The sequence below is a fragment of the Streptomyces sp. NPDC047880 genome, from assembly GCF_040706515.1.
Classification (GTDB): domain Bacteria; phylum Actinomycetota; class Actinomycetes; order Streptomycetales; family Streptomycetaceae; genus Streptomyces.
Genome location: NZ_JBEZOK010000025.1, coordinates 117,133 through 140,630, shown reverse-complemented (window position 1 = coordinate 140,630; position 23,498 = coordinate 117,133). Strand labels below are relative to the sequence as shown.

General features: G+C 73.0%; 23 protein-coding genes. 9 read left to right on the top strand and 14 right to left on the bottom strand.

Annotation, left to right across the window (positions count from 1 at the left end; translation table 11 throughout):
• Positions 1–109 precede the first annotated feature (109 nt).
• From AB0937_RS30620 to AB0937_RS30595, 6 genes are all read right to left on the bottom strand, one after another.
• On the bottom strand, positions 110–1,360 hold the full coding sequence (locus AB0937_RS30620; protein ID WP_366716172.1) for a cytochrome P450: 1,251 nt from the start codon (positions 1,358–1,360) through the stop codon (positions 110–112).
• A complete protein-coding gene (locus AB0937_RS30615) occupies positions 1,357–1,959 on the bottom strand; it encodes an ATP/GTP-binding protein (RefSeq protein WP_366716170.1) in 603 nt (200 codons plus the stop codon). Before AB0937_RS30615 ends, AB0937_RS30620 begins: the two co-directional genes overlap by 4 nt.
• Positions 1,940–2,311 (bottom strand): DUF742 domain-containing protein, encoded by a 372-nt coding sequence (locus AB0937_RS30610; RefSeq protein WP_078650896.1) that lies wholly within the window; start codon positions 2,309–2,311, stop codon positions 1,940–1,942. Before AB0937_RS30610 ends, AB0937_RS30615 begins: the two co-directional genes overlap by 20 nt.
• On the bottom strand, positions 2,308–2,718 hold the full coding sequence (locus AB0937_RS30605) for a roadblock/LC7 domain-containing protein (protein WP_003994857.1): 411 nt from the start codon (positions 2,716–2,718) through the stop codon (positions 2,308–2,310). Before AB0937_RS30605 ends, AB0937_RS30610 begins: the two co-directional genes overlap by 4 nt.
• 5 nt (positions 2,719–2,723) lie before the next feature.
• Complete coding sequence (locus tag AB0937_RS30600) at positions 2,724–4,463, bottom strand: ATP-binding protein (protein ID WP_366716167.1); 1,740 nt, start codon at positions 4,461–4,463, stop codon at positions 2,724–2,726.
• A 264-nt stretch (positions 4,464–4,727) separates the two neighbouring features.
• Positions 4,728–5,672: a helix-turn-helix domain-containing protein gene (locus tag AB0937_RS30595; protein WP_366716165.1), complete on the bottom strand. Its 945-nt coding sequence runs from the start codon at positions 5,670–5,672 to the stop codon at positions 4,728–4,730.
• 71 nt (positions 5,673–5,743) lie between these two features.
• Here AB0937_RS30595 and AB0937_RS30590 point away from each other — a divergent pair, with 71 nt between their 5' ends.
• Complete coding sequence (locus AB0937_RS30590; RefSeq protein WP_366716163.1) at positions 5,744–6,694, top strand: NADP-dependent oxidoreductase; 951 nt, start codon at positions 5,744–5,746, stop codon at positions 6,692–6,694.
• 19 nt (positions 6,695–6,713) lie between these two features.
• On the opposite strand, the gene AB0937_RS30585 is transcribed toward AB0937_RS30590, so the two are convergent.
• Positions 6,714–7,820: an NAD(P)-dependent alcohol dehydrogenase gene (locus tag AB0937_RS30585; protein ID WP_366716161.1), complete on the bottom strand. Its 1,107-nt coding sequence runs from the start codon at positions 7,818–7,820 to the stop codon at positions 6,714–6,716.
• Between the two features lie 23 nt (positions 7,821–7,843).
• Positions 7,844–9,298, bottom strand: a complete 1,455-nt coding sequence (locus AB0937_RS30580) for an aldehyde dehydrogenase family protein (protein WP_366716159.1) — start codon at positions 9,296–9,298, stop codon at positions 7,844–7,846.
• A gap of 103 nt (positions 9,299–9,401) precedes the next feature.
• Here AB0937_RS30580 and AB0937_RS30575 point away from each other — a divergent pair, with 103 nt between their 5' ends.
• From AB0937_RS30575 to AB0937_RS30560, 4 genes are all read left to right on the top strand, one after another.
• Positions 9,402–9,839 carry a MarR family transcriptional regulator gene (locus tag AB0937_RS30575; RefSeq protein ID WP_366716157.1) on the top strand — a complete coding sequence of 146 codons (438 nt, stop codon included), beginning with the start codon at positions 9,402–9,404 and terminating at the stop codon, positions 9,837–9,839.
• A 204-nt stretch (positions 9,840–10,043) separates the two neighbouring features.
• Positions 10,044–10,421, top strand: coding sequence for an anti-sigma factor antagonist (locus AB0937_RS30570; RefSeq protein ID WP_366716155.1), 378 nt, complete (start codon positions 10,044–10,046; stop codon positions 10,419–10,421).
• A 105-nt stretch (positions 10,422–10,526) separates the two neighbouring features.
• Entirely contained in the window at positions 10,527–11,189 is a 663-nt protein-coding gene (locus tag AB0937_RS30565; protein ID WP_366716153.1) for a DUF4230 domain-containing protein, read from the top strand.
• 218 nt (positions 11,190–11,407) lie between these two features.
• Positions 11,408–11,953, top strand: coding sequence for a VanZ family protein (locus AB0937_RS30560; protein ID WP_366716151.1), 546 nt, complete (start codon positions 11,408–11,410; stop codon positions 11,951–11,953).
• 25 nt (positions 11,954–11,978) lie between these two features.
• Here the strand turns inward: AB0937_RS30560 and AB0937_RS30555 are convergent, their stop codons facing one another.
• Positions 11,979–12,215 carry a hypothetical protein gene (locus tag AB0937_RS30555; protein WP_344455633.1) on the bottom strand — a complete coding sequence of 79 codons (237 nt, stop codon included), beginning with the start codon at positions 12,213–12,215 and terminating at the stop codon, positions 11,979–11,981.
• Positions 12,216–12,279: 64 nt separating this feature from the next.
• A complete protein-coding gene (locus tag AB0937_RS30550; RefSeq protein ID WP_366716148.1) occupies positions 12,280–13,092 on the bottom strand; it encodes an SDR family oxidoreductase in 813 nt (270 codons plus the stop codon).
• 124 nt (positions 13,093–13,216) lie between these two features.
• Here AB0937_RS30550 and AB0937_RS30545 point away from each other — a divergent pair, with 124 nt between their 5' ends.
• From AB0937_RS30545 to AB0937_RS30530, 4 genes are all read left to right on the top strand, one after another.
• Entirely contained in the window at positions 13,217–14,260 is a 1,044-nt protein-coding gene (locus AB0937_RS30545; protein WP_366716146.1) for a PHP domain-containing protein, read from the top strand.
• Positions 14,261–14,299: 39 nt separating this feature from the next.
• Entirely contained in the window at positions 14,300–14,965 is a 666-nt protein-coding gene (locus AB0937_RS30540; RefSeq protein ID WP_366716144.1) for an HAD family hydrolase, read from the top strand.
• A 150-nt stretch (positions 14,966–15,115) separates the two neighbouring features.
• A complete protein-coding gene (locus AB0937_RS30535; RefSeq protein WP_366716142.1) occupies positions 15,116–16,312 on the top strand; it encodes an FUSC family protein in 1,197 nt (398 codons plus the stop codon).
• Positions 16,313–16,397: 85 nt separating this feature from the next.
• The gene (locus AB0937_RS30530) at positions 16,398–17,426 is read left to right on the top strand and encodes an SDR family oxidoreductase (protein WP_366716140.1); all 1,029 of its coding nucleotides are present in this window, start codon (positions 16,398–16,400) and stop codon (positions 17,424–17,426) included.
• An 87-nt stretch (positions 17,427–17,513) separates the two neighbouring features.
• Here AB0937_RS30530 and AB0937_RS30525 read toward each other — a convergent pair whose 3' ends face one another.
• The 4 genes from AB0937_RS30525 to AB0937_RS30510 all read right to left on the bottom strand — a co-directional run bounded on the left by AB0937_RS30525 (position 17,514) and on the right by AB0937_RS30510 (position 23,432).
• Positions 17,514–17,789, bottom strand: coding sequence for a hypothetical protein (locus AB0937_RS30525; protein WP_366716138.1), 276 nt, complete (start codon positions 17,787–17,789; stop codon positions 17,514–17,516).
• A 61-nt stretch (positions 17,790–17,850) separates the two neighbouring features.
• Positions 17,851–19,140, bottom strand: a complete 1,290-nt coding sequence (locus tag AB0937_RS30520) for an ROK family transcriptional regulator (protein WP_366716136.1) — start codon at positions 19,138–19,140, stop codon at positions 17,851–17,853.
• Positions 19,141–19,258: 118 nt separating this feature from the next.
• Entirely contained in the window at positions 19,259–20,221 is a 963-nt protein-coding gene (locus AB0937_RS30515; RefSeq protein ID WP_366716134.1) for an aminoglycoside phosphotransferase family protein, read from the bottom strand.
• Between the two features lie 28 nt (positions 20,222–20,249).
• Positions 20,250–23,432 carry a cytochrome P450 gene (locus AB0937_RS30510; protein ID WP_366716132.1) on the bottom strand — a complete coding sequence of 1,061 codons (3,183 nt, stop codon included), beginning with the start codon at positions 23,430–23,432 and terminating at the stop codon, positions 20,250–20,252.
• Between the last annotated feature and the right edge of the window lie 66 nt (positions 23,433–23,498).

The following is a 23,498-nucleotide window of genomic DNA, read 5'->3' as shown; positions in this document are numbered from 1 at the left end:
CGCACCGGCCGAAAGCCCGAGTACGCCCCGTACGAGGGCTTCCGGCCGGCACGCCGAGAGCACGCACCGGACGCCGCTCCTTCACGGGCAAACGTTGCCCGCCGCGGCACTAGACGGCGAACTCGACCGGCAGGCCGTCCAGCCGGGACTCCCACGTGGAGGCGGTCGAGCCGAGTTCTTCCGGCGGTACGGCCAGGCGCAGGTCCGGCAGCCGGTGCAGCAGCACGTCCACGCCGATCTCGATGATGGACTGGCCGATGTTCTGCCCCGGGCACTCGTGCGGTCCGGCGCTGAACGCCAGGTGCGACTGGTTGCCCTGCACGGCGACGGCCGAGTCGGGCCGTACCTCCGGGTCGAGGTTGCCGGCGGCCAGGCCCAGGATGAGCAGTTCTCCCTCCTGGACGTGATGGCCTCCGAGCTCCAGGTCGGCGGTTGCGAACCGGCCCGGCAGCACGGACAGCGGCGGGGCGTCCCACATGACCTCTTCCACCACCGAGGAGATGTTCAGTTCCCCGCTGACCAGACCGGACAGCCGGGCGGCGTCGGTGAGGACTCGTTGCAGGACCCGGGCCAGCAGATTGCTGGTGGTGGTGTGCGCGGCGATCAGCACCAGGCGCAGATGGCTGACGACCTCGTCGTGATCGAGGCCGGCCGGGTGCTCCAGCAGGGCCGTGGCGAAGTCGGAGCCCGGCTCGGCCCGCTTGCGCTCGGCGAGTTCCGCGAGGATCTCCATGATCCGGTCGTTGTGCTCGAGGGCGCCCTCACCGCCCTTGAAGACCTGGGCGCACGACTCGATCAGACGTAGCCCGTCCGCCGCGGGAAGGCCCAGCATCCTGGTGAGCACGAGCATCGGCAGTTGCTCGGCGTAGTCGGCCACGAGGTCGGCGCGCCCGGTGTCGGCGAACGCGTCGATCTGCTTGTTCGCGAAGTACGTGACGTGCCGCCGGATACCCCGGGCGGCCGCCGCCTGCAACCCGTCGGTGACGGCGCCGCGCAGCCTGCGGTGCGGTTCGCCGTCCTGGGACACACAGTCGGGGCGCCAGCCGACCATCGGCATGATCGGCGAGGTCTCCTCGACCCGGCCCTCCCGCCAGTCCCGCCAGATCCTCGCGTCGCGGCTGAACTGGCGGGGGTTGTCGAGCACCCGCCGGTTGTCCCGGTAGCCGAGCACCAGCCAGGCGGGCACGTCGCCTTCGAGCAGGACCGGCGCGATCGAGCCGTGCTCCTTGCGCAGCCGCTCGTAGATGCCCACCGGGTCGGTCGCGGCCTCCGGGCCGTACAGCCGGGCCGGTTCGGCGCCGTGGTGGGCGACGGGGCAGCCCCGCACGGCCTGCGGGCTGGTTTCGGTCTGGTCGTTCATCGGGGCTCCAGGGCCACGGCGGAGCGTTCCTTCAGATGGTGGATCAGGGCGACGAGGACGTCCCGGCTGGAGGCCCGGTCACGGGCGTCGAAGGCCACGACCGGGGTGTGCCCGGGGATGTCCAGGGCGTCCCGGATCTCCTCGACCGGGTAGTTCCGGGAGTCGGGGAAGACGTTCAGCGCGACAACGAAGGGGACCTCCTGGCGCTCCATCTCCTCGATCGCCCGGAAACTGGACTCCAGGCGGCGCGTGTCCACCAGGACGATCGCCCCGAGGGCCCCTTTGAACAGGCCGTTCCACAGGAACCAGAACCGTTCCTGGCCGGGCGTGCCGAACAGGTACAGCACCAGGCTCTCGTTGATGCCGATCTTGCCGAAATCCAGGCTGACGGTGGTCTGCGTCTTGTCGGCGACGCCGATGAGGTGGTCGACGTCGGCACTGGCCTGGGTGAGGGTCTCCTCGGTGGTGAGCGGCTTGATGTCGCTGACCGACCGGACCATGGTGGTCTTCCCGGTGCCGAAGCCGCCCGCGATCATCACCTTCACCGACCGGGTGTCCCCGGCCGAGCCTCCGGGTTGGTCAAAGCCTTTCAAGTCCACTGAGTACCTCCTCAAGGAGCGCGAGGTCGGGCCCGCGGCCGGCGTCGTGTGCCGGAATGGGGTTACGGGCTTCGACGCGACCTGCGTCCAGCAGGTCCGACAGCAGCACCGCGAGAATGTTGAAGGGGAGCCCGAGGTGAGCGCCGAGTTCGGCGACCGACAGCGGGTCCCGGCAGCGGCGGAGGATCTCCTCGTGCTCGTGCTGCATGCCCGGTAACGGGGCGGCGCGGGCGACGACCAGGGTCGCCACGTCGAGGCTCGACGCCGAACCGCCCGGTCCGCTGCGCCCCCCGGTGAGGACGTAGTAGCGCTCGAGACCGGACGGGTCCGACGGTCTGCGGGGAGCACTCATCCAGAGTGCTCCTCCAGGCGCGGAGTGGTGCCGAGGAGTTCACCCATCCTGCGGGCCAGGTCCCTCATCTGATGTCCCAGCAGCCCCTGGTCGAGGCCTTCCCTGGCGAGGACACCGAGGTACGTCTCCACGCCCGCGCGCACGACGAAGAGGTGCCCGCCGTCCACCTCGATCATCGCCAGGCGCAACTGCCCGGCGTACTTCGGGAACTGCTCGGCGACCGGCTGGGCCAGGGCCTGCAGGCCGGCCACCACGGCCGCGAAGCGGTCTACGTCGTCGGGGTCTTCGGCGCCGTAGGAGGTGATGGCCTTGCCGTCACTGGAGGCCACGAGGGCGAAACGGATCTCCTGGATGCTCTCGACGAGATCGCGGAGCGCCCAGCTCACGTCTGTTCCTTGTTGCGTCATGAGGACTAGTCGCTCTCTTCGGTGCGGTGCTCGGTGTACTCGCGGCCGGCGAGGGTGTCGCCGTCGTCGGCCGGCTCGAGGGCCTCCGCCGCGTCACGTCCGGCGGTGGCGAAGGCGGCGAGTCCCGAGAAGGACGCGTCCGGCGGGACGGCGGCCACGGTTGTCCGGTCGCTTCGCTCGGCGGGCCTGGGCTCCGTCTCGTTCCGCTTGCTGCGGCGCCGGGGCAGTCCGCCGGGTGTGGTCTCCCCGGTCTCGGCCCGCGCGGCCCGTTGTTCGGGCACGATGGCCGTCTCGCGGGCCGGGGCGGCGGTGGCGGCACGGGCCTGCGGGGCGGACGCGGACGTCGCCGGCGCGGCCGCGGCGGGCGCGGCCGCGGGAAGCGGGCTGAAGTACTTGTGCGGGACCACGACCACCACGGAGGTGCCGAGCCACGGGGAGTCCGCGAAGGTGACGCGGATGCCGTAGCGGCGGGCGAGGGCGCCGACGACGCGCAGGCCGATGTTGGCGTCCTCGGTGATGCCGCCGAGGCCCGCGCCGGGCGCGGTGCCCGCGAGGGCGTGCTCGGCCTCGCGCTTCTTCTCCTCGCTCAGGCCCTTGCCCGAGTCCTGGATCTCGATGCCGACGCCGTTGGGCACCTCCCTGCCGGAGATGAGCACCGGCTCGGTGGGCGGCGAGTAGCGGGCCGCGTTGTCCAGGAGGTGGGCCAGGATCAGCGTGAGGTGATCGACGAGGCCGCCGTCGACGCCGAGTTCGGGCAGGTGACGCACCTGGATCCGGTGGAAGTCCTTGATGCGGCCGATGCCGCCGCGCACCACGCTCAGCAGGCGCTGCGGCTCCTGCCACTGCCGGCCGGGCCGGTCGGAGCCGCCGAGCACGCCGATGCTCGCGGCGAGCGAGTCGGCGGGGCCGAGTTCCTGGTCGAGCTCCATCAGGCCCCGGGCGACGGCCGGCAGCCGGCCGTGTTCGCCCTGCATCTCGTGCAGCCGGCCGCGGAGCTTGCTGGTCAGGACGTGGATGCGGTTGCCGATGCTGATCACGGCCTGCTCGGCGGAGGTGGAGCGGTCGAACTCCGTCTCCAGGCCGATCAGGGAGGTGCGCAGCAGCTTGCGCAGTTCGGCCTGGAGCTCCGAGCTGACCTTGGCGCACTGGTTGACGGCGGGCAGCAGGTCGTCGATGGCGTCGCCGGCGCGCAGCTTCGCCATCGCGTCGGGCAGTTGCTCGTCGGCGAGCCGGGCGACCGCGGCGAGCTGGTGGGAGAGCTGCTCCTGCCAGACCTCGGCCTGGTCGGCGAGCTGGGCCTCGTAGGACGTGGCCTGCTCGGTCAGCCGTTCCTCGTAGGCGCGGGACCGGTCGGCGAGCTGCGACTCGTAGGCGGCGCTCTGCTCGGCCAGGCGCCGCTCGTACGTCGCGTTCTGCTCGTTGAGCTGGGATTCCAGGCCGGCGCGTTCGGCGGAGAACTTCCGTTCCAGGCCGGTCACGTGCTGCTGCCACTGCTGGTTGTGCTCGGCCTGCGTGGCACGGAAGGAGCTCTCCGCCCGGTGCAGTTGTGCCCTGGTGCGCAGCAGCAGCCGTACGCACACGGCTCCGGCCGCTGTCGCCGCGACTCCGGCGACGGCCGCGGTTATTCGCTCCGAGCTCATGAACGTGGCGGCAACGGTCCCGCCTCCCAGGCCCAGCGGCATCAACCACCAGCTGTACCAGGCGACAGGGGCCCGCGCCGCCGGTGGCGGAGTGGCGAGTTCCATCTGCATCCTTCGAAGCAACACGAACGAACAGGGGGGGGTGGACCGCACTCATGAGTACGCACCGCGGGTCGACTGGACGCGATCGCGTCAACTCGCAGCGCCGATCGGAACCTTATCGGGTTTGGACCCGAAAGGATCAATCGCACCGGGCCCCGGACGTGAGGGTTCCGTCACGCTCCGACAGAGGGCAACAGGTCGACAAATGGCTTTGCTGTCAGTGGAATTGGCGTGCCGTCAGGAAGAAGTGCATGTGAGCCGCCGACATCAGCGGGCGGTCTGGAACGTACGGCGGTAGGCCTGCGGGGAGACGCCGATCGCCGCGTGCAGGTGCTGGCGCAGCGAAGCGCCGGTCGCGAAGCCGACCCGGCCCGCGATCTGATCAACCGTCAGGTCGCTGGACTCCAGCAGGTGCCGCGCCCTGACCACGCGCTGCTGGATCAGCCAGCGGCCGGGGCTGAGGCCCACCTCGCCCTGGAAGCGGCGGGCGAAGGTGCGCTGGCTCATCCGCGCGTGGCCGGAGAGGTCGGCCAGGGTGAGCGGTTCGTCGAGGCGCTCCAGAGCCCAGGCGCGGGTGGCCGCGGTGCTCGCGGCGCCCTGCTCGGGGACGGGCTGCTCGATGTACTGGGCCTGGCCGCCGTCCCGGAAGGGCGGGACGACGCAGCGCCGGGCGACGCTGTTGGCCAGCCGGCTGCCGTGGTCCTTGCGGACCAGGTGCAGACAGATGTCCACGCCGGAGGCGGCCCCGGCGGAGGTCAGGAACGGGTGGTCGTCGACGAACAGCACGTCCGGGTCGAGGTCGACGCGCGGGAACATGCGCCGGAAGCGGTCGGCGACCTGCCAGTGGGTGGTCGCCCGGCGCCCGTCGAGGAGACCGGCGGCGGCGAGGACGAAGGCGCCGGTGCAGATGGAGACGGTGCGGGTGCCGGGGCGGATGAGCGCGAGCGCCCCCAGGACGTCGTCGGACACCTCGTCGGCCAGCCGGTCGGGGGCGACGGGCGCGATCACGACGGTGTCCGCCGTCGACAAGATCTCGGGGCCGTGCTCCACGGTGACGCCGAAGTCCGCGTTGGTGCGCACCGGACGGCCGTCGGCCGAGCAGGTGAGGACCTCGTACCGGCCGTCGGCCGCACCGAGGATCCGGCTGGGGATGCCCAGCTCGAAGGGGTACACCCCGTCCAGGGCCAGGACCACCACTCGTTCACGTCGCATGGCACGATCGTATCGAATGTTGGCAATCTTGCCATTGGCGCGGCGGGCGCGGACCGGCACGCTGGTTGACCATGAGCACACAGAACACGATGCGAGTCATCACCCAGGACGTCCTCGGCGGCCCCGAGGTCCTGAAGGAAGCGGAGATCGGACGCCCGGTACCGAAGCCCAACGAGGTACTGGTCCGGGTGCGGGCCGCCGGAGTCAACCCCACCGACTGGAAGCACCGCGCCACCGGCGGATTCCTGGGCGAGCCGCCCTTCGTCCTGGGCTGGGACGTCTCCGGGGTGGTGGAGGCGGTCGGCATCGGCGTCGCGGCCTTCGCTCCCGGTGACGAGGTCTTCGGCATGCTGCCGTATCCGTACGGGCACGGCTCGCACGCCGAATACGTCATCGCCCCGGTCCGCGCCCTGACCCGCAAGCCGGCCGGCGTCGACCACACCCAGGCGGGCGCGCTCCCGCTGGTCTCGCTCACCGCCTGGCAGGCGCTGACCGAACACGCGGACCTCCGGCCCGGGCAGCGGGTGCTGATCCACGCCGCGGCCGGCGGGGTCGGGCACGTGGCGGTGCAGATCGCGAAGGCGCGCGGCGCCTATGTGATCGGCACGGCGAGCGCGGGCAAGCACGAGTTCCTGCGCGGCATCGGCGTCGACGAGGCGATCGACTACCGGGAGACGGACGTCACCGAGGCCGTGAAGGACGCCGACGTCGTCCTGGACACGATCGGCGGCGACAACGCCCTGCGCTCGCTGCGCGTGCTGCGCCCCGGCGGTGTCCTGGTCTCGATCCTCCCGGGCGGCTCGGACGAGTTGTACGAGGAGGCCGAGCGGCTCGGTGTGCGGGCGCTGCGGATGCTGGTGGACGCCGACCGCAGCGGCATGGAGGCGGTCGCCGGGCTCGTGGAGGCGGGGAAGCTGCGCGCCACGATCGCCGGGACCTTCCCGCTGGCCGAGGCCGCCGAGGCACACGCCCTCGGCGACACCGGCCGTACGACGGGGAAGCTGGTCCTGCTGAACGACTGAGCCGGCGTCGCGGGCGGTGTCAGAACGTCAGGACCGGCTTGATCGTCTTGCCGGACCTCATGTCCTGGACCGCCCGCTCGATGTCGTCGAAGGGGTAGGCGCCGATCAGGCGGTGCAGCGGGAGCCGTCCGTCCTTCACCAGGGCGACCAGGGCCGGGATCATGGTCTGCGTCTCGCTGTCGCCGAGGGTCAGGCCGACGACGCGCTTGCCCCCGAGCAGGCCGTTGACGTCGAGGGCGACCTCGGTGCCGAAGGGCGGGGCGCCGACCACGACCAGGGTGCCTCGGGCTGCCAGCCCGTCGACGCCCTGACGCAGGACACCGACGTTGCCCGTGGTCTCCACGACCCCGTCCGCGCCCCGTCCCCCGGTGATCTCGCCGAGGGCCCGGGCGAGGTCCGTCCCGCTCGTGTCGACGGTGTGGGTGGCGCCCAGCTCCCTTGCCAGGGCGAGGCGTTCGGCGACCCGGTCGACGGCGACGATCCTGGTGGCCGGGGTGAGCGCCGCCGCCATCACCGCCGACAGGCCGACCGCTCCGGCGCCCAGGACGACGACCGTGCCGCCGGTCTCCGGCTGCAGGACGTTCCACACGGCGCCCACACCGGTCTGTACGCCGCAGCCCAGCGGGGCGATCGATTCCAGCGGCACCTCCGGGTCGACCTTGACGAGGCTGCGCTCGTCGGCCAGGGCCAGCTCGGCGAAGGAGGACTGGCCGAAGAAGTGGCCGCCCAGCCTCTCGCCGTCCCGGCTGATGGTGCTCGTGCCGTCGGCCCGGCTGCCGCCGATCAGGTTCAGCGGCAGCCAGGTCGCGCAGTACGCCGGATGCCCGCCACGGCAGTTGCGGCAGTCACCGCAGGAGGTGAAGGAGAGCAGGACGTGGTCGCCCGGCGCGACGCCGGTGACGGCGCGGCCGACGGCCTCGACGACGCCCGCGCCCTCGTGGCCCAGGACGCCGGGCAGCGGGAAGGGCAGCCCGCCGCTCGCCACTCCGAGATCGGTGTGGCACAGGCCGGCGGCAACCATGCGGACCAGCGCCTCGTGCGGGCCCGGCGCATCGAGGACGACGTCGGAGAGGGTGAAGGGCGCGCCGCCGGACTCGACGACCGCGGCACGGGTGGTGAAGGGCATCGCGATGACTCCTTGACGGTCGCTCAGCCGAGCGAGACGACGACGGACTTGACCTTGGTGTAACCGGCGAGGGCCTCGGGCCCGTACTCGCGGCCGTAGCCGGAGTCCTTCACCCCGCCGAAGGGCACCGCGGGGTCGAGCATGGCCCAGTCATTGACCCAGACGATGCCCGCCTGGAGCCGGTCGGCGACCCGGTGGGCGCGGGCGAGGGCGGCGGTCTGGACCCCCGAGGCCAGGCCGTAGGGGGTGGAGTTGGCGAGGGCGACGGCCTCGTCCTCGTCGTCGAAGGGCTGCACGGTGAGGACCGGGCCGAAGATCTCCTCCTGGATCACGCGGGAGTCGTTCGCCAGGCCCGCGATGACGGTGGGCCGGTAGTAGTAGCCGCCGTCCAGGTCGAGCCGTTCGCCGCCGCAGACGATACGGGCGCCCTCCTTGCGGGCCAGGGCGACGTACTCCTCGACCTTCTTCAGGTGCTTCTCGGCCGCCATCGGGCCGATGACGGTGGCCGGGTCGCGCGGATCGCCGACCGGTACACCGGGCACGGCCTCCGCGAGGATGCCGAGCAGGGTCGGGTACACCGAGCGGGCCACCAGCAGACGCGGGCCGCCCATGCAGAACTGGCCGGTGTTGAAGACGAAGCCCTTGATGACCGCGCCGACCGCCCTCTCCAGGTCGGCGTCCTCGAAGACGATGTGGGCGGCGTTCCCGCCGAGCTCCATGGTGACGGGCTTGAGCGCCTCGCCGGCGACGCTCGCCACGTGCCGGCCGATCGCGGTGGACCCGGTGAAGGCGACCTTGTCGACTCCGCGGTGCCGCAGCAGCGCCTCGCCCGCCACCGGGCCGCTGCCGGTGACGACGTTGACCACGCCGTCGGGGACACCCGCTTCCTGGAGCAGCCGGGCCATGTACAGGGCGCTGAGCGGAGTCTCGTCGGCGGGCTTGTGGACGACGGTGTTGCCGGCGGCCAGTGCCGGGGCGATCTTCGAACCGGCCAGGATCAGGGGGAAGTTGAACGGGGTGATCGCGGCCACCACTCCGAGGGGCTCGCGCTTGGTGTAGGCGAGGGCGTTCATCGGGAGGTCGCGCAGCGCGCCGTCCTGACTCTGGGCGAGATGGGCGTAGTACTCGTAGTCGTTGGCCGCGTTGGTGACGTCGACCGCACCGCACAGTGTGATTGGCTTGCCGGCGTCCAGGCTCTCCAGCGCGGCGAGCTCGTCGGCGTTGTCTCGGATCAGCCGGGCGACGCGTTGCAGGACCCGGCCGCGCTCGCGGCCGCTCAGACCGGACCAGGATCCGCCGTCGAACGTCTCGCGGGCGGCGCGTACGGCGGCGTCGACGTCGGCCGGGCCCGCCTCGGCCACGGTGGTGACGACGGTTCCCCGGGACGGGTCGACCACCCCGGTGCGCGCCCCGTCGGCGGCCTCCCGCCACCGGCCCCCGATGAACAACTGCCCGGGTGTGCCCTCGAAGGTGGTCATCGCCACTCCTCAGCATCGTTGCCAAGTTTTCAACAAACAGGATTCCTGTCTGTGCGCAGTTTTATGAGAGACAGGAATCCTGTCAATGCTCTAGCCTGACTCCATGCTGGACGCACAGGCGACCAAGGCGCCCCCTTCCCTGCTCTACATGGTGAAACAGGTGGAGCTCGTCGTGCGCTCCCATCTGGACGAGCTGGTCAGGAGCTCCGGGATCACCGCTCTGCAGTACACGGCGCTGACCGTGCTGGAACGGCACGACGGGCTGTCCGCGGCCCAGCTGGCGCGGGACTCCTTCGTCACCGCCCAGTCGATCGCGGACCTGGTCCGCTCCCTGGAGGGCCGCGGGCTGGTGCGCCGGGAGCGCAACCCCCGCAACCGCCGGGAGCTGCTGATCCTGCTCACCGACTCCGGCCGCGAGGTGCTCGCCCGGCACGCCGGACCGGTCCGGGAACTGGAGGAGCGGATGGTGCGCGACCTCACCGCACGGCAGACCGAGCAGTTCCGCCAGGCACTCACCAAGGCCTGGCACGCCCTGTCGTAGTCCGGTCGGGGCCTCGGGACGCGCCGCGTGAACCCCACCCGCGCACGCCCCGGCGCGAACCTCGGCCAACTCGGCGGGTCTTCACAGACATATGTCAATCGAACATGCTCAAATTCACTCGTTGGAGGGTAACTTGCAGGGCGGGGAACGGCGTTGAGCCCGTGCCCCTCCCCACGCACGGAGCAGGCTGGAGGCGATCTCGTCGTGCGGCAGGAACCTGCACCGCTCACCCGGCATCTGCGCGTACGCCGGGAACGGGGCCACACGGTGCTGGAGTTCCGCGGTGAGATCGATCTCGCCGCGGCCTCGGAGATCGCGCCGCACCTGGACCGGGAGACGGCCCTCCCGGCCGCCCGCGTCGTCATCGACCTCAGCGGAATCGACTTCTTCGACTGTTCCGGACTCAGGCTGCTGTACCGGGCCCGCAGCCGGGTGCTTGACCGGCGCGGCCAGGTGCTCCTCGTCTGCGCGCACCCGCTGACACTGCGCGTCCTGCGGATCACCGGCCTGTCCCGGCTGCTGCCTCCGCAGCCGACGCTGGACGCGGCGCTGGAACAGCCCGGGGCGACGTCCCGCCCGTGACGGGCGTGCGCCCCGCGTGCTTCCGCCGCGGCCGTCCCGCCCCGGATCCGGCGGTCTGGCCGGGAGCGGGGTGGGCATCCGGACAGTAGGAAGGAGGGCCGTCGCATGACGACTCCCGTCAAGCGCCTCCCCAGGCGCATGCCCGGCTGGGCGAAGGTGGTGGCCGCGCTCGTGCTGCTGCTCGTCGTGTTCTTCGCGGGGCTCCGGCTGAGCGTGTTCCCGGGCCTGAAGGACCTTTTCGGCACCGAGACCCAGGACCGGTCCGGCCCGGCGCTGCTGAAGTCCATCCAGGACATCAGCCGCTACGACGCCGCGTCCGGCAATTTCCAGGTCGTCGTGGACCTGGAGAAGGACGCCAAGCTCCTGCCCGACGCGATCCGCGGGTCCCGCACGCTGTACGTCGGTGCGGGCACCGTCGACGCCTACGTCGACCTGGGCAAGGTCGGCGAGAACGACGTGAAGGTCAACGACGACCGCACGTCCGCCACGCTCCGGCTGCCCCACGCACAACTGGGCAAGCCCGCCCTCGACCCCGACCGCTCCTACGCGGTCTCCAAGCAGCGCGGCCTCCTCGACCGCCTCGGCGACCTCTTCTCGGACAATCCCAACGGCGAACAGGCCGTCCAGAAGCTGGCGGTACGGCACATCGGCGACGCGGCGAAGGAGAGCGAGCTGACCGCACGCGCCGAGTCGAACACCACGGGCATGCTCGAAGGCCTGCTGCGCTCCCTCGGCTTCAAGCAGGTGCACGTCTCGTACGGGAGCTGATCCGGCCCCTGGCGACGGGGCGGGGCCGTGGGCCCCGCCCCGTTGTGACGCCCACCGCAGGAGTGCCGGGGCCGAACGCGGGCAACGGAGGGTGGGTGACGGTCCCCCGGCGGTGCCGCAGGGGGACCGTGGCCGGGAACGCGCCCCCCACGGCATCGTCACCGCGTCCGGGGGTAACCGCCCTGTCACGCAGGGAAGTTGAAGAGTGGAGGACCCTCATGGCCAGTGCAGCCTCACGTCCCCGGACCACCGGGTCAGGGAGCGAGCGCCGCCCCCTCCCGCTGCCCGTCCGGCTGCTGGCGATGCTGTGCGCGTTCACGTTCATGGTCGCCTTCGCCGTGGTGCTGGCCCGGCTGACCTTGCAGCCCTCCCCGGCCTCGGAGGCGCTGACCCACAGCAATCTGCAACCCGGCAGCTCCCTGAAGGCCTACCTCGACCAGCCCCAACTGCGGGACGCCGTCAAGCAGATCGGCGGCAACATCCTGCTGGGCGTTCCCTTCGGCGTCCTGGTGCCCGTGGTCGCCCCCCGCACCCGCGGCATCCTGCGCGTACTGTTCCTGACCGCGATCGTGATGCTCCTGGTGGAGTTCGCCCAGGGAGCCCTGGTCACCGGCCGCGCCTTCGACATCGACGACGTCATCCTCAACACGTCGGGGGCGCTCATCGGTTACCTCCTCCTGGGACGCCGGCTCAGCAGGGCCGTGCACGCCCGCAGGCCCCGCCCGGCCCGGGCGGAGGAGAAGCCGCCGGCCGGCAAGGCCTAGGCACGCGCCGTGCGCGCGGACGGCCTCAGTGCAGGGTCCAGGTGAACTTGTCCCCGCCCACCCAGCGGACCACGTCCGGATCGTCCATGTCGTGCACGGGGATGCCGAACGCGGCCGCGGCCGCCAGGACGTCGGTGACGGCCCGGGCCTCCCCGACCACCTGGCCGTCGATCTGGACGATCCGGAACGGCGGTGTGCCCGGCTGGACCCCGAGCACCAGGATCCGCGGGTGGGATATGTACGGGCTCGCGCTTTCGGTCATGCATCGAGCGTAGAACGCAACCGGCCGTGGCGCGGGTCCAGGACCCGGCGGACCGGCCGGCCGCTCAGGGGCGGCGCCAGTCGTGGCCGGTCAGGTGGGAACCGGCCTGCGGACTTATCCGCAGCATGCCGCCGTCGACGCTCCAGGAGGCGCCGGTGACGTACGAGGCGTCCGGACCGGCGAGGAAGGCGACGACCGCGGCGACCTCGCGGGCGTCACCCGGCCGGCCGAGCGGGATGCCGGGGCGGCTCTCGGTGTGCGGGTCGGTGTCCTCCTGCCCGGTCATGGGCGTGGAGATCTCCCCGGGGGCGACCGCGTTGGCGGTGATGCGGTGCTCGGCCAGTTCGAGGGCCATGACCTGGGTCAGCAGCCCGAGCCCCCCCCCCTTGGCGGCACAGTACGGTGCGGCGCCCACTCGCGGCTGGTGCTCCTGGACGGACGTGACGTTGATGATCCAGCCCCCCTCGCCGTGCCCGATCATGTGCCGGGCCGCCTTCTGCCCGCACAGGAACGGCCCGACGAGATCCACGTCGAGGACCTCGCGCACGTCGGTCAGTTCCAGGTCGAGGAAGGGCGTCATGGTGCCGGTGCCGGCGTTGTTGACCAGCACGCCGATGCGGCCCAGTCGCTCGCACAGCTCGTCGGCGGTGTCCGCCGCGTCGGGCAGCCGGGTGAGGTCCATCCGGGCGACCTCGGCGCGCTGCCCGTGCGCGCGCACCTCGTCGGCCGTCTCCTCCGCGCCCCTGCGGTCGGTGTGATAGGTGATGCCGACGTCCATGCCGGCCCGCGCCAGGTGGACGGCGGTGGCACGGCCGATGCCGGAGTCGGCGCCGGTGATCACGGCGACCTTGCCGGTGGGCGCGGTGGGGTCGGACATGACGGGCCTCCTCGTCGAGGGATGGGGGCGAGGCATCGCAGTACCCGGGGGCCACCGGGCAAACAACCGCGCGCCCGTCGTGCGGCCCGCCGGGCCCTTTGGAACCCTTGAGGTGGAGGTGGCGATGGATCCCGTCGAGGCACTGGACCGGATCGCCTTCCTGCTGGAGCGGTCCCTGGCACCGACCTACCGCGTGCGCGCCTTCCGTACGGCAGCTCGCGTACTGAAGGACCTCGGCGGGGACGAGGTGCGCCGGCGGGCGGCGGACGGTTCGCTGGAGGGGCTCAAGGGCGTCGGCCCGAAGACAGCCCAGGTCGTGCGGGAGGCGCTGGCCGGCGAGGTCCCCGGCTATCTGGACAAGCTGGAGGGCGAGGCCGAGAACGCACGCCCGGTCGTCCGGGGCGGGGAGAAGCTGCGGGCGCTGCTGCGCGGGGACTGCCATCTGCACTCCGACTGGTCGGACGGCGGCAGCCCGATCGAGGAGATGGGCCGGGCCGCCGCTGAGCTGGGCCACGACTGGGCGGCGCTGACCGATCACTCGCCGCGGCTGACGGTGGCTCGCGGGCTGTCCCCCGAGCGGCTGCGGGAGCAACTGGACGTGGTGGCGGAGCTCAACGAGACCTGGGCGCCGTTCCGGCTGCTGACCGGCATCGAGTGCGACATTCTCGAGGACGGCGCGCTCGACCAGGAGCCGGAGCTGCTGGAGCGGCTCGACGTGGTGGTGGTGTCGGTGCACTCCAAGCTGCGCATGGACGCGCGGTCGATGACCCGGCGGATGGTGGCCGCCGTGCGGGATCCGCACTCGGACGTGCTGGGGCACTGCACGGGGCGGCTGGTGACCGGGCGGGGGCGGCCGGAGTCGGAGTTCGACGCGGACGAGGTGTTCGCCGCGCTCGCGGAGACGGGCACGGCCCTGGAGATCAACAGCAGGCCGGAGCGGCTGGACCCGCCGCGGCGGCTGCTGCGCCGCGCCGTGGACGCCGGGGTGCTGTTCTCCATCGACACCGACGCGCACGCGCCGGGGCAGCTGGACTGGCAGATCAACGGGTGCGCGCGGGCCGAGGAGTGCGGGGTGCCGCCCGAGCGGGTGGTGACCACGTGGTCCCTGGAGGAGCTGCTGGCCTGGACCCATGAGCGGCGGGTGCCGTCCGGCGTGGGGGGCGGCTGACGTGGTACCCGCGTGGCCGGAGAGAAAGGAACTGCACCTATGGGACGCGCGGAACGGGCGGCCGTGTTCGATGTCGACGGCACGCTGGTCGACACCAACCATCTGCATGTCGTGACCTGGTGGGAGGCCTTCCGGCAGGTGGGCCACCAGGTGCCGATGCACGCCATCCACCGGGCCGTGGGCCTGCCGTCGACCGACCTGGTCGCCCATCTGCTGGGTGACGACCGGGACACGGACCAGGACGCGGACATCAGTGCCGGCCACAAGGCGCTGTACGGGCAGTACTTCGACCGGCTGCCCGCGCTGCCGGAGGCCGGAGCACTGCTGCGGCGGCTGCACCGGGACGGCTGGACGGTGGTGCTGGCCACCTCGGCGGGCGGCGCGGAGCTGGGCGCGCTGCGCCGGGCGATCGACGCGGACGAGGCCATCACCGCCACCGCCAGCGCCGACGACGTCGACGAGGGCAAACCCGCCTCCGAGCCGGTCGAGCACGCCCTGGAACTGGCCGGGGTGCCGGCCCGGCGGGCGGTGTTCGTCGGCGACACCGTGTGGGACATGCAGGCCGGCAGCAGGGCGGGGGTGCGCTGTGTGGGTGTCCTGTGCGGCGGCATCCCGCGCGCCGACCTCGCGGAGTCCGGCGCGGACGCGGTCTACGCCGACCCCGCGCACCTGCTGTCCGCCCTGGGCGACAGCCCGCTGGCATGAAGAACGTGAAACCGCCGGTCAGGCGGATACCCGCCGCGTATGACGCGTGAGACGAGTGAGGTACGGCGGAGGGCGGGAGCCTTCCGCCGGCGGAGGGACATGAACGGAGAAACGGGGGCGGCCCCGGATGCGCGGCCCCGGGGAACAGCCATGGGCCGGGGGCGGATCGGAGATCTGCAGCAGGGCACGCGAAGGGTGCGGCCGTTGGACGCCCTGCGGCGGGACTCGCGGTCCGCCTGGGAGGCCGTGCGGGCGGCGTGGCGCGGGCCGGGGCGGGAGCGGGACCTGGTCGTCCAGTCGCTGAAGGCGGCCGGGGCGGCCGTGCTCGCCTGGGTGGTGGGCGGCGTCTGGATGGACGACCCGCTGGCGCTGATGGCGCCCTGGGTGGCGCTGGTGCTGGTGCAGGCCACCGTCTTCAGCTCCCTGGTACAGGGGGCGCGGCAGTTCGGCGCGATCTGCGTCGGCACGCTCGTGGCCTCGGGGGCCCAGGCGATCACCGGCGACACGACCGGCGCGCTCGCCCTGTCCGTGCCGGTGCTGATGCTGCTCGCGAACTGGCCCCGCTTCGGCGACCAGGGCATCTACGCGGCGACGACGGCCCTGTTCACCATTTCCTCGGGCATGGTGAGCCTGCCGGCCGTCGGGCACCGGGTGGGCCAGGCAGCGATCGGCGCCGTCATCGGCGTCGCCGTCAACGCGCTCGTCCTGCCCCCGATCCACCTGCGGGACGTACGGGAGAACCTGGCGGCGCTCGCCCGGGAGGCGGGGGAGGTGCTGCACACCGTCGCCGGCGATCTGCGCGAGGGCGATTGGGACGCGCAGACCGCCGCCGGCTGGGTGAGTGCCTCGAACCGGCTGGACCACCGGCTGAAGGCGCTGCGTTCGGCGCGCCGGTGGAGCCAGGAGAGCCTGCGCCTGACCTACGCGCCGCTGCGCGCCCTGCACCGCGTACCGCACGACGATGTGCTGCCGGCAGTGGACGAGGACGAGCGGCTCGGCCGGGTCACCGGGCACGTGGCCACGCTCACCCGGGCCCTCGCGGTGTCCGTGGACGACAACCGGTCCCCCGCCCCGCCGGAGGGCCCGGCCCTCCGCTCGTACGCACGGCTGCTGGAGCTGATCGGGGACGCCCTGTGCGCCGAGGCCGACAGCCTGCTCGACGGCAGCGTGACCGCCCGGCCGGACGACGAGACGCAGAAGGCGATGCAGGAACTGCACGAGGAGTTGCAGGAGAAGCTGCGCCGGCACGCCGGGGAGGGCGCCGCCCACACGGCGGTCCTGGGCACCCTGCTGCTCCAGGCGGAGAACCTCTGGGCGGAGACGGTCCCGGGCGACGAGGACCGGTGACCCACCCCAGCGGTCCGGAGTCCGGGACATGGAACCCGGGTACTCGGCACCTCTCGTGAAACCAGGCGGCCGAGAGGAGTGCGCAGTGAGCATCGGAACGGGCAAGAGGGTCGTCGTCACCGGGGCCACCGGCAACGTCGGCACGAGCGTGGTGCGTGTACTGTCGGAGGACCCCGAGGTCGCCTCCGTGCTGGGGCTGGCCCGGCGGATCCCCGACTGGTCGCCGCCGAAGACGGACTGGGCCGCCGTCGATCTGGCCTCCGGGCGGCCCGGACTGGCGGAGCGGTTCTCGGACGCCGACGCGGTGGTCCATCTGGCCTGGGCGTTCCAGCCGACGCACGACCCGGCGGCGACCTGGCGCACCAACGTGCTCGGCAGCATGCGGGTCTTCGAGGCGGTGGCCACCGCCGGCGTTCCGGCGCTGGTGCACGCCTCGTCGGTCGGCGCGTACTCGCCCGGGCCGAAGGACGAGGCGGTGGACGAGTCCTGGCCGACGCACGGCTGGCCGGATGCCGCGTACTGCCGGGAGAAGGCCTATCTGGAGCGGGCGCTGGACACCTTCGAGCGTGACCACCCCGCAACGCGGGTGGTGCGGATGCGGCCCGCCTTCCTGTTCCGGCGGGAGTCCGCGAGCGAACAGCGGCGCATCTTCGGCGGCAGGTTCCTGCCCGGCCCGCTGGCCCGCCCCGAGCTGCTGCCCGTCCTGCCCGACATCCCGGGACTGCGGATGCAGGCCCTGCACACGGACGACGCGGCGAACGCCTACCGGCTCGCGCTGCACTCCGACGTCCGGGGCGCCTTCAACCTGGCGGCGGACCCGCCGGTCGACGCCCGGCTGCTGGGCGAGATGTTCGACGCGCGGCCGGTGCGGCTGCCGCGCACCGCGGCCCGGTCGGCGATCGCCGCCGCATGGGGCCTGCACCTGCTGCCCGCCTCACCGCACCTGTTCGACGCGGTCCTGCGGCTGCCTCTCATGGACTGCACACGGGCGCGTACGGAGCTGGGCTGGCGACCGGAGCACACGGCTCCCGAGGTGCTGGAGGAGTTCCTGCTGGGCCTGCGGCAGGGCGCTGGAGCGCGGACGGAGCCGCTGCGCGGACGCAAGGTGGGCTGAGCCGGCGGGCTGCACCGGCCCTGAACGTGCTCGAGGGCCGCAGCCGACCCCCACAGCCGGCTGCGGCCCTCGGTTGGGATGCCCTCCTCAGGCGGAGGGCTCGTCCGGCACCGGGTGCTCGGGGTGAACCGTCCCCGAGCACGGTGCTCCTTGCCGGCCCGTCCCCGCTTCGTCCGTGTCGGGGACGTCACCGGTGGGCTCGTCGGTCTCGTCGTCGCTCCGGCGCCCGTCCTTCTCGCCGGTGCCCGTGAAGCGCGGGGCGACCTCCCAGGGGTCCTCGCCGTCGTCGGCCTGCTGGTCCGGCATGTCCCGCGGGATGGGCTCACCGTTCTCGCCGGGTCCTTCGAGGCGGTGGTCGGTCACGGCGTGCTCCCTTCTGTGGTCCGGGCGCCACGCGAGTACCTCCGCGCTGATCGCCCAAACCTCAGCGCGGGGTCCGCTCCTGGAGTGCCGTGCGCCACGCGGGGAGCGGATACTCCGGTGCCGGGTCGGGGCGCCGTCCGCCGCGGGCGAAGAAGTCCGCGAGCGGCAGGATCGCGGCACCGACGGTGACCGCGTCGGGCCCGAGCCGTCCCAGCTCGACGGTCACCTTCCCGGCCGGGTGACGCAGCGCGTACGACATGGCGTGGCGGCGTACGGCGGGCAGGAAGCGCGCGCCGAGCGCCAGGCCCGCCCAGCCGCCGATGAGGATGCGCTCGGGCTGGAAGAGGTTGATCAGGTCGGACAGGCCCGCTCCGAGGTATTCGGCGGTCTCCTCCAGGACGGCCAGCGCGACGGGGTCGGCCGCGGTCCCCTCGGGCGGATGGGCCGCGGCGAGCATCGTGGTGAGGGCGGTCTCCTCGTCGGCGCCGTCGGGGACCCGGCCGCCCTCCTCCCGCCACCGGGCGAGCAGCGACTCGGCACCCGCGTACGCCTCCAGGCAGCCGAGCGCCCCGCACCGGCAGCGGCGGCCCCGGACCCGCACGGTCAGATGTCCCCACTCGACCGCGCGGCCCTGCTCCACGTCGGGGGTGACGAGGCTGGCGCCGACACCGGAGCCGAACAGGACCACGACGGCGTTGCGGGCGCCGCGTCCGGCGCCGAACCACATCTCCGCCTGGCCCAGCGTCTTGGCGCCGTTGTCGATGAAGTACGGGACGGTGTCCGGCAGCGGGGAGCCGGCCCGGAGCAGGGCCTCCAGCGGGACGGCGTCCCAGCCGATGGTCTGCCCGTGCACGAGCGCGCCGCGCTCAGGGGTGCGTTCGACGATGCCGGGGACGCCGATGCCGACGCCGAGGAGCCGTTCGGGGGCGGGGCCGGTGGTGTCCAGCACCTCGGCGATGCCGTGGCGGACGTGGTCGACGATGGCCTCGACCTCGTAGCGCTGGGGTGACAGCGGGCGCTCGGCGCGGGCGAGTTCGGTGAGGGTGAGGTCGAAGAGTTCGACCCGGACCCGGGTCTCGCCGACGTCGACGCCGATCATGTGGCCGCTGCCGGGCGCGACGCGCAGCAGGGTGCGGGGCCGGCCGCCGTCGGAGTCGACGCTGCCGGCCTCCTCGACCAGCCCGTCGGCCACCAGATCGGCGACGACGTTGCTGACGGAACCGGAGCTCAGGCCGGTCGCCGGGCCGAGTTCGAAGCGGCTGAGCGGGCCGTCGAAGTAGAGCCTCTGCAGCACGGCCGTGCGGTTGGCCCGCCTGAGATCGCGTACCGTGCGCCCGTTCCGCGCAGCCATGTGGCTCCCTTCGCATCCCCTGCCCGACCTGCAACATACCGTCGGGGCGGGCCCGGCGCGACATTCCTCCACCCCTTATTTCACGATGTGAGCTAACCGGCCGTCCGGTACGGCGGGGTCAGGAGGCCTCCGCGATCTCGTCCAGGGCCGCGACGAGTTCCGGGGCTACCGTCTCCTGAACCCAGCGCTGCTGCTCCGCCCCGGCCTCGCGGGGAACCGTCTCGGTCAGCATGATCAGGTACAGGTAGGCCCGGTACAGGGCCAGGCGCCGACGGGCCGGGGGGTCGAAGCGGGCCCGGCCGCCGGCCTCCCGGTAGCCGGCCAGGAACTCCTCGTCCTTCCTGATGTCCCCGAGCAGCGCCAGGGAGACGAAGTCGGCCAGGGGGTCGCCCCAGAACATGCGCTCCCCGTCGATGAGGCCGCCGATGCGGGCCCGGCCGTCCGCGCGGTCGACGAGGATGTTGCCCCGCCACAGGTCGAAGTGGACGAGGCGGGGGCGGGTCACCTCGTCCAGGGCGCCGTACGCGGACGCGGCGATGCGGGCCACCGCGTCGACGGGGCGGGGCAGCCGGGCCCCGTAGCGCCGGGCGTCGTCCAGGACGGCGTCGAACATCGCCGTGTACGCAGTCCGCCAGTCGCGGGCGAGCGGGCCGAGCGCGCCGGAGGGGTAGCCGTGGCCGGGGCCGGTCACCTCGTGCAGCCGGGCCACGTGGCGCCCCAGCTCGGTGCGCAGGGCGGTCTGCTCCGGGTCGGTGAGCGTGCCGTCCCAGGGGTCGCCCGGCACGGCCGTCATCAGCAGGAAGTGGTCCCCCGCGAGCACCTTCCGCGGCCCAGGGACCCCGGCGAGGGCGGCCCGGCGGCAGAACTCGGCCTCCGAGACGAGCAGGCGCCTCTCGTGCCGCAGACCGGGCACGGCCGCGCCGGGCGGGATCTTCAGCACGTAGCGGCTGCCGTCGGTGAGGCGGAGTTCCTCGACGGTGTTGTACGTGCCGCCGCTGAGGGGGGCGAGGCGGGCGAGGCGGCCGGGGTCCAGGCCCGCCGCCGCCAGGACGTGCCGGGCCCGTTCCCAGGAGTCCACCACCGCGTGCCCCCCTCCCCTGCCGCGCCGGTCAGCCGGCCGCGTAGACGTCCTCGACGTAACGCCCCTGCGCGACCAGTCCGTCGAGCCACTGCTCGGCGGCCGTCTCGTCGGCGTCCGGCGTGTGCTTCCGGTACAGGGTACGGAACGCCTCCCGCACCCCGGGCGCCATCCGGGAACCGTCACCGCAGACGTACACCCGGGCCCCGGAGTCCAGCAGGGCCCAGACCTCCTCGGCCTCGGCGGCGATGCGGTGCTGCACGAACCGCACCTCGCCCTCGGGCGCCTCGCTGAAGGCGGGGCGCAGGGAGACGGCCCCGGCCGTCTCCGCGGCGCGCAGTTCGTCGGCGTGCAGGTAGTCGGCGTCCGGCGCGTCGCAGCCGAAGTAGCAGACCGCGGGGGCGAGTTCGGCGCCGGACGCGAGGGCCGCCGCACGATCGGCGATGGCGCCGCGGAACGGGGCGAGGCCGGTGCCCGCCGCGACCATGACGACCGGCGCCGGGTCGCCGGTGGTGTCGATGCGGAAGGCCTCGCGGCACGGCTGCACACGGGCGTACAGGGTGTCGCCGGGCCGGACGGTGGCGAGGAAACCGGAGCCGGTGCCCCGGTAGACGCCCTTGCCGGAACGGGCGGGTGCCTCGAGCAGCGAGACCATCAGGTCCACGTGCCCGGGGTCGACGGCGGGCGAGGAGGAGACGGAGTAGTGGCGCGGGCGCAGCGGGGTGAGGAGGCCGAGCAGCTGCGGCCAGTCCAGGGCGCCGCGCAGGGCCGGGTGGTCCTCCAGGATCTCCACGAGGGTGCGCGGGTCGTCGGTGAGGGCCGCCAGGGCCGTGCGCTCCGGCGGGCACGGGTTGGCGGCGGCGAGGACGGCCAGCTGCCCGGGGCCCGGGCGCTCCTGCAGCTCCACGTGGTGGGTGAGGAGCTGCCGTACCGTCACGGGCCGGTCCACGGCGATGCCGTCGCGGCGCGGGCGGGTGGCGCGGATGTCCAGGACGGTGTCGAGGTCGGCGCCGAGCGCGGCGGCGGCGCGGGTGACGAGGTCCGGGGCGTTGGCGGGCAGCACGGTGAGATGGTCGGCCGTGCGGTAGGTGACGCCCTCCGGCAGGGCGACGCGGAGGAACCGCTTGCGGCGCGCGTAGCCGGGGGCGGTGAGGTCGCGGGCCTCGGTGACCCGCATGGGGAGGAGTTCGTGCCGTCCGGCGAGGGCGTCCAGCGGACCGCCGCTCAGGGTGCGGACCTCGTAGGCGGTCGTGGGCTCCGGGTCCGGTGTCGTGGCGTCCGGGTCGCCGTGGCGCTGCAGGAGAGCGGTGCGCAGGGACGCGGTGAAGGCGCGGACGGTGCCGGCGAGGTCGCCGGAGGCGTCGGCGGCGGCACGCTCCAGCAGCCGGTCGGCGCCGCACGCGGCGAGCCGCTCGTCGATGCGGGTGGGGACGTGCTGGTAGGTGGCGGCCCAGTTGCTGTCACCGACGCCGAGGACGGCGTAGGTGACGCCCGACAGGTCGTGGGTCTCCTCCAGCCGGGCGGCGAAGGCGGTGGCGTCGTCGGTGGGGCGGCCGTTGTAGGAGGCGGCGGTGATGACGACGGGCCGGTCGGTGGGCAGGCCGTCCGCGTAGGCGTCGAGGGGGGCCACCTCGGTCGCGCAGCCGAGGGCGGTGGCCTCGTCGGCGAGCTGGGCCGCGAAGTCGCGGCAGGTGCCGTAGTTGCTGCCGTGCAGGAAGAGGGCCGCGGTGCCGGGACGGACGCGGGCGGGCAGGTCCTGCGGCTCGGCCGTGGCGGTGTCCTGGGCCGGGGCGGCTCCCGGCAGCGGGCCGTGGACACGGTCGGCGCGGCTGCGGGGCGTCAGCGCGAGGGTGAAGCCCTCGGGCTTGAGGGTGAGGGTCTCCTTGACGTCGAGCCGGTAGCCGGCGTGGTCGCCCATCCGGTAGCGGTGGACGAGCATGGCCAGCAGCATGGTCGCCTCGTGCAGCGCGAACTGCCGCCCGATGCAGGCCCGCTCGCCGGTGCCGAACGGCTTGAAGGCGTGCACCGGCCGCTCGGCTTCCGCCTCGGCCGTGAAGCGGGAGGGGTCGAACAGCTCGGGGTTGTCACCCCACACGGGTTGCCGGTGCAGCATCGGCGCGAGGACCAGGACGCCCTGCCCGGCGCGCAGCGGGACGCGGCCGCCGAGCAGGGTGTCCTCGCGGGCCTCGCGGGAGAACACGGCGGCCGTGGGCCACAGCCGGAGCGCCTCGTTGAGGACCTGGCGGGTGTAGGTCAGCCGGCCGACCTCCTCGTACGTCGGCTCGACGTCGGCCCGGTCGCCCCACAGCGCGTCGACCTCGCGCTGCACCAGGCGGAGCGCGGTGGGGTGCTTGGCGAGGTAGTACAGCGCGAAGGACATCGCGCCGGAGGTGGTCTCGTGGCCGGCGATCAGGAACGTGATGACCTGGTTGCGGATGTTCGCGGTGTCGAGCGTGGTGCCGTCGTCCGGGTGCTCTGCGGTGAGCATCAGGCCGAGGAGGTCGTCGGCGTCGCTCTGGTCGGTACCGGTGCGGGCGGCGATGACGTCGTCGACGACCTCGGCGAGGTAGGCGGAGTCCTCACGGAAGGCCGCGTCCTGCTCGGTGTAGTCCTTGCCGGGCACGCGCGCCAGGCGGGTCATGCTCCACTCCAGGCAGCGGACCATCGACTGGACGAAGGGGTGCGGCTCGGACCGTTCGAAGGAGCCGAAGTCGTAGCCGAAGCCGGCGAGTCCGATGGTGTCGAGGGTCATGCGGGTCATGTCGTCGGGCACGTTCACCGGCCGGCCGGCGCGGGCGTCGCGGTCCCAGGACGCGATGAGCCGGCGGGCCACCTCCAGCATCACGGGGTGGTACGTGCGCATCGAGCCCAGCGCGAAGGCGGGCATGAGGATGTCGTGCGCCTTGGCCCAGTTGGGCTCGTCGTTGTACGCGGTGAACAGGCCGTCGGCGGCGAACTCGCGGACGTTCTCCAGGCCGGGCCCGATGTGCTTGGCGAACCGCTGCTCGTCGGCGAGTTCGGCCACGAGGTCCAGGTCGCTCACGAACAGGGTGTCCCGCCCGTACAGCCGCCGCACGAGGACCGGCCCGTGCTCGCGCATCAGATCCATGACCTGCTGGATGGGCGCACCACCGGGTCCGGTGGCGGAGATGTCGGCGACGGGGACGCCGGGGAGGTCGTCGGCGGTCAGGGGAGTCTGTCCGGTGGGGGGCATGGCGCGGCAACTGCCTTTCGCGGTACGGAAGTACTGCGATCCAGCGTGGTCCACCGGGCCGGGGAG

Excerpts from the sequence above, each read along its gene's own strand:
- AB0937_RS30560 (WP_366716151.1), top strand. The coding sequence starts at position 11,408 with ATGGCCAGTGCAGCCTCACGTCCCCGGACCACCGGGTCAGGGAGCGAG.
- AB0937_RS30545 (WP_366716146.1), top strand. The coding sequence starts at position 13,217 with ATGGATCCCGTCGAGGCACTGGACCGGATCGCCTTCCTGCTGGAGCGG.
- AB0937_RS30600 (WP_366716167.1), bottom strand. The coding sequence starts at position 4,463 with ATGGAACTCGCCACTCCGCCACCGGCGGCGCGGGCCCCTGTCGCCTGG.
- AB0937_RS30595 (WP_366716165.1), bottom strand. The coding sequence starts at position 5,672 with ATGCGACGTGAACGAGTGGTGGTCCTGGCCCTGGACGGGGTGTACCCC.
- AB0937_RS30565 (WP_366716153.1), top strand. The coding sequence starts at position 10,527 with ATGACGACTCCCGTCAAGCGCCTCCCCAGGCGCATGCCCGGCTGGGCG.
- AB0937_RS30580 (WP_366716159.1), bottom strand. The coding sequence starts at position 9,298 with ATGACCACCTTCGAGGGCACACCCGGGCAGTTGTTCATCGGGGGCCGG.
- AB0937_RS30575 (WP_366716157.1), top strand. The coding sequence starts at position 9,402 with ATGCTGGACGCACAGGCGACCAAGGCGCCCCCTTCCCTGCTCTACATG.
- AB0937_RS30585 (WP_366716161.1), bottom strand. The coding sequence starts at position 7,820 with ATGCCCTTCACCACCCGTGCCGCGGTCGTCGAGTCCGGCGGCGCGCCC.
- AB0937_RS30550 (WP_366716148.1), bottom strand. The coding sequence starts at position 13,092 with ATGTCCGACCCCACCGCGCCCACCGGCAAGGTCGCCGTGATCACCGGC.
- AB0937_RS30610 (WP_078650896.1), bottom strand. The coding sequence starts at position 2,311 with ATGAGTGCTCCCCGCAGACCGTCGGACCCGTCCGGTCTCGAGCGCTAC.
- AB0937_RS30540 (WP_366716144.1), top strand. The coding sequence starts at position 14,300 with ATGGGACGCGCGGAACGGGCGGCCGTGTTCGATGTCGACGGCACGCTG.
- AB0937_RS30510 (WP_366716132.1), bottom strand. The coding sequence starts at position 23,432 with ATGCCCCCCACCGGACAGACTCCCCTGACCGCCGACGACCTCCCCGGC.
- AB0937_RS30590 (WP_366716163.1), top strand. The coding sequence starts at position 5,744 with ATGAGCACACAGAACACGATGCGAGTCATCACCCAGGACGTCCTCGGC.
- AB0937_RS30535 (WP_366716142.1), top strand. The coding sequence starts at position 15,116 with ATGGGCCGGGGGCGGATCGGAGATCTGCAGCAGGGCACGCGAAGGGTG.
- AB0937_RS30605 (WP_003994857.1), bottom strand. The coding sequence starts at position 2,718 with ATGACGCAACAAGGAACAGACGTGAGCTGGGCGCTCCGCGATCTCGTC.
- AB0937_RS30520 (WP_366716136.1), bottom strand. The coding sequence starts at position 19,140 with ATGGCTGCGCGGAACGGGCGCACGGTACGCGATCTCAGGCGGGCCAAC.
- AB0937_RS30555 (WP_344455633.1), bottom strand. The coding sequence starts at position 12,215 with ATGACCGAAAGCGCGAGCCCGTACATATCCCACCCGCGGATCCTGGTG.
- AB0937_RS30620 (WP_366716172.1), bottom strand. The coding sequence starts at position 1,360 with ATGAACGACCAGACCGAAACCAGCCCGCAGGCCGTGCGGGGCTGCCCC.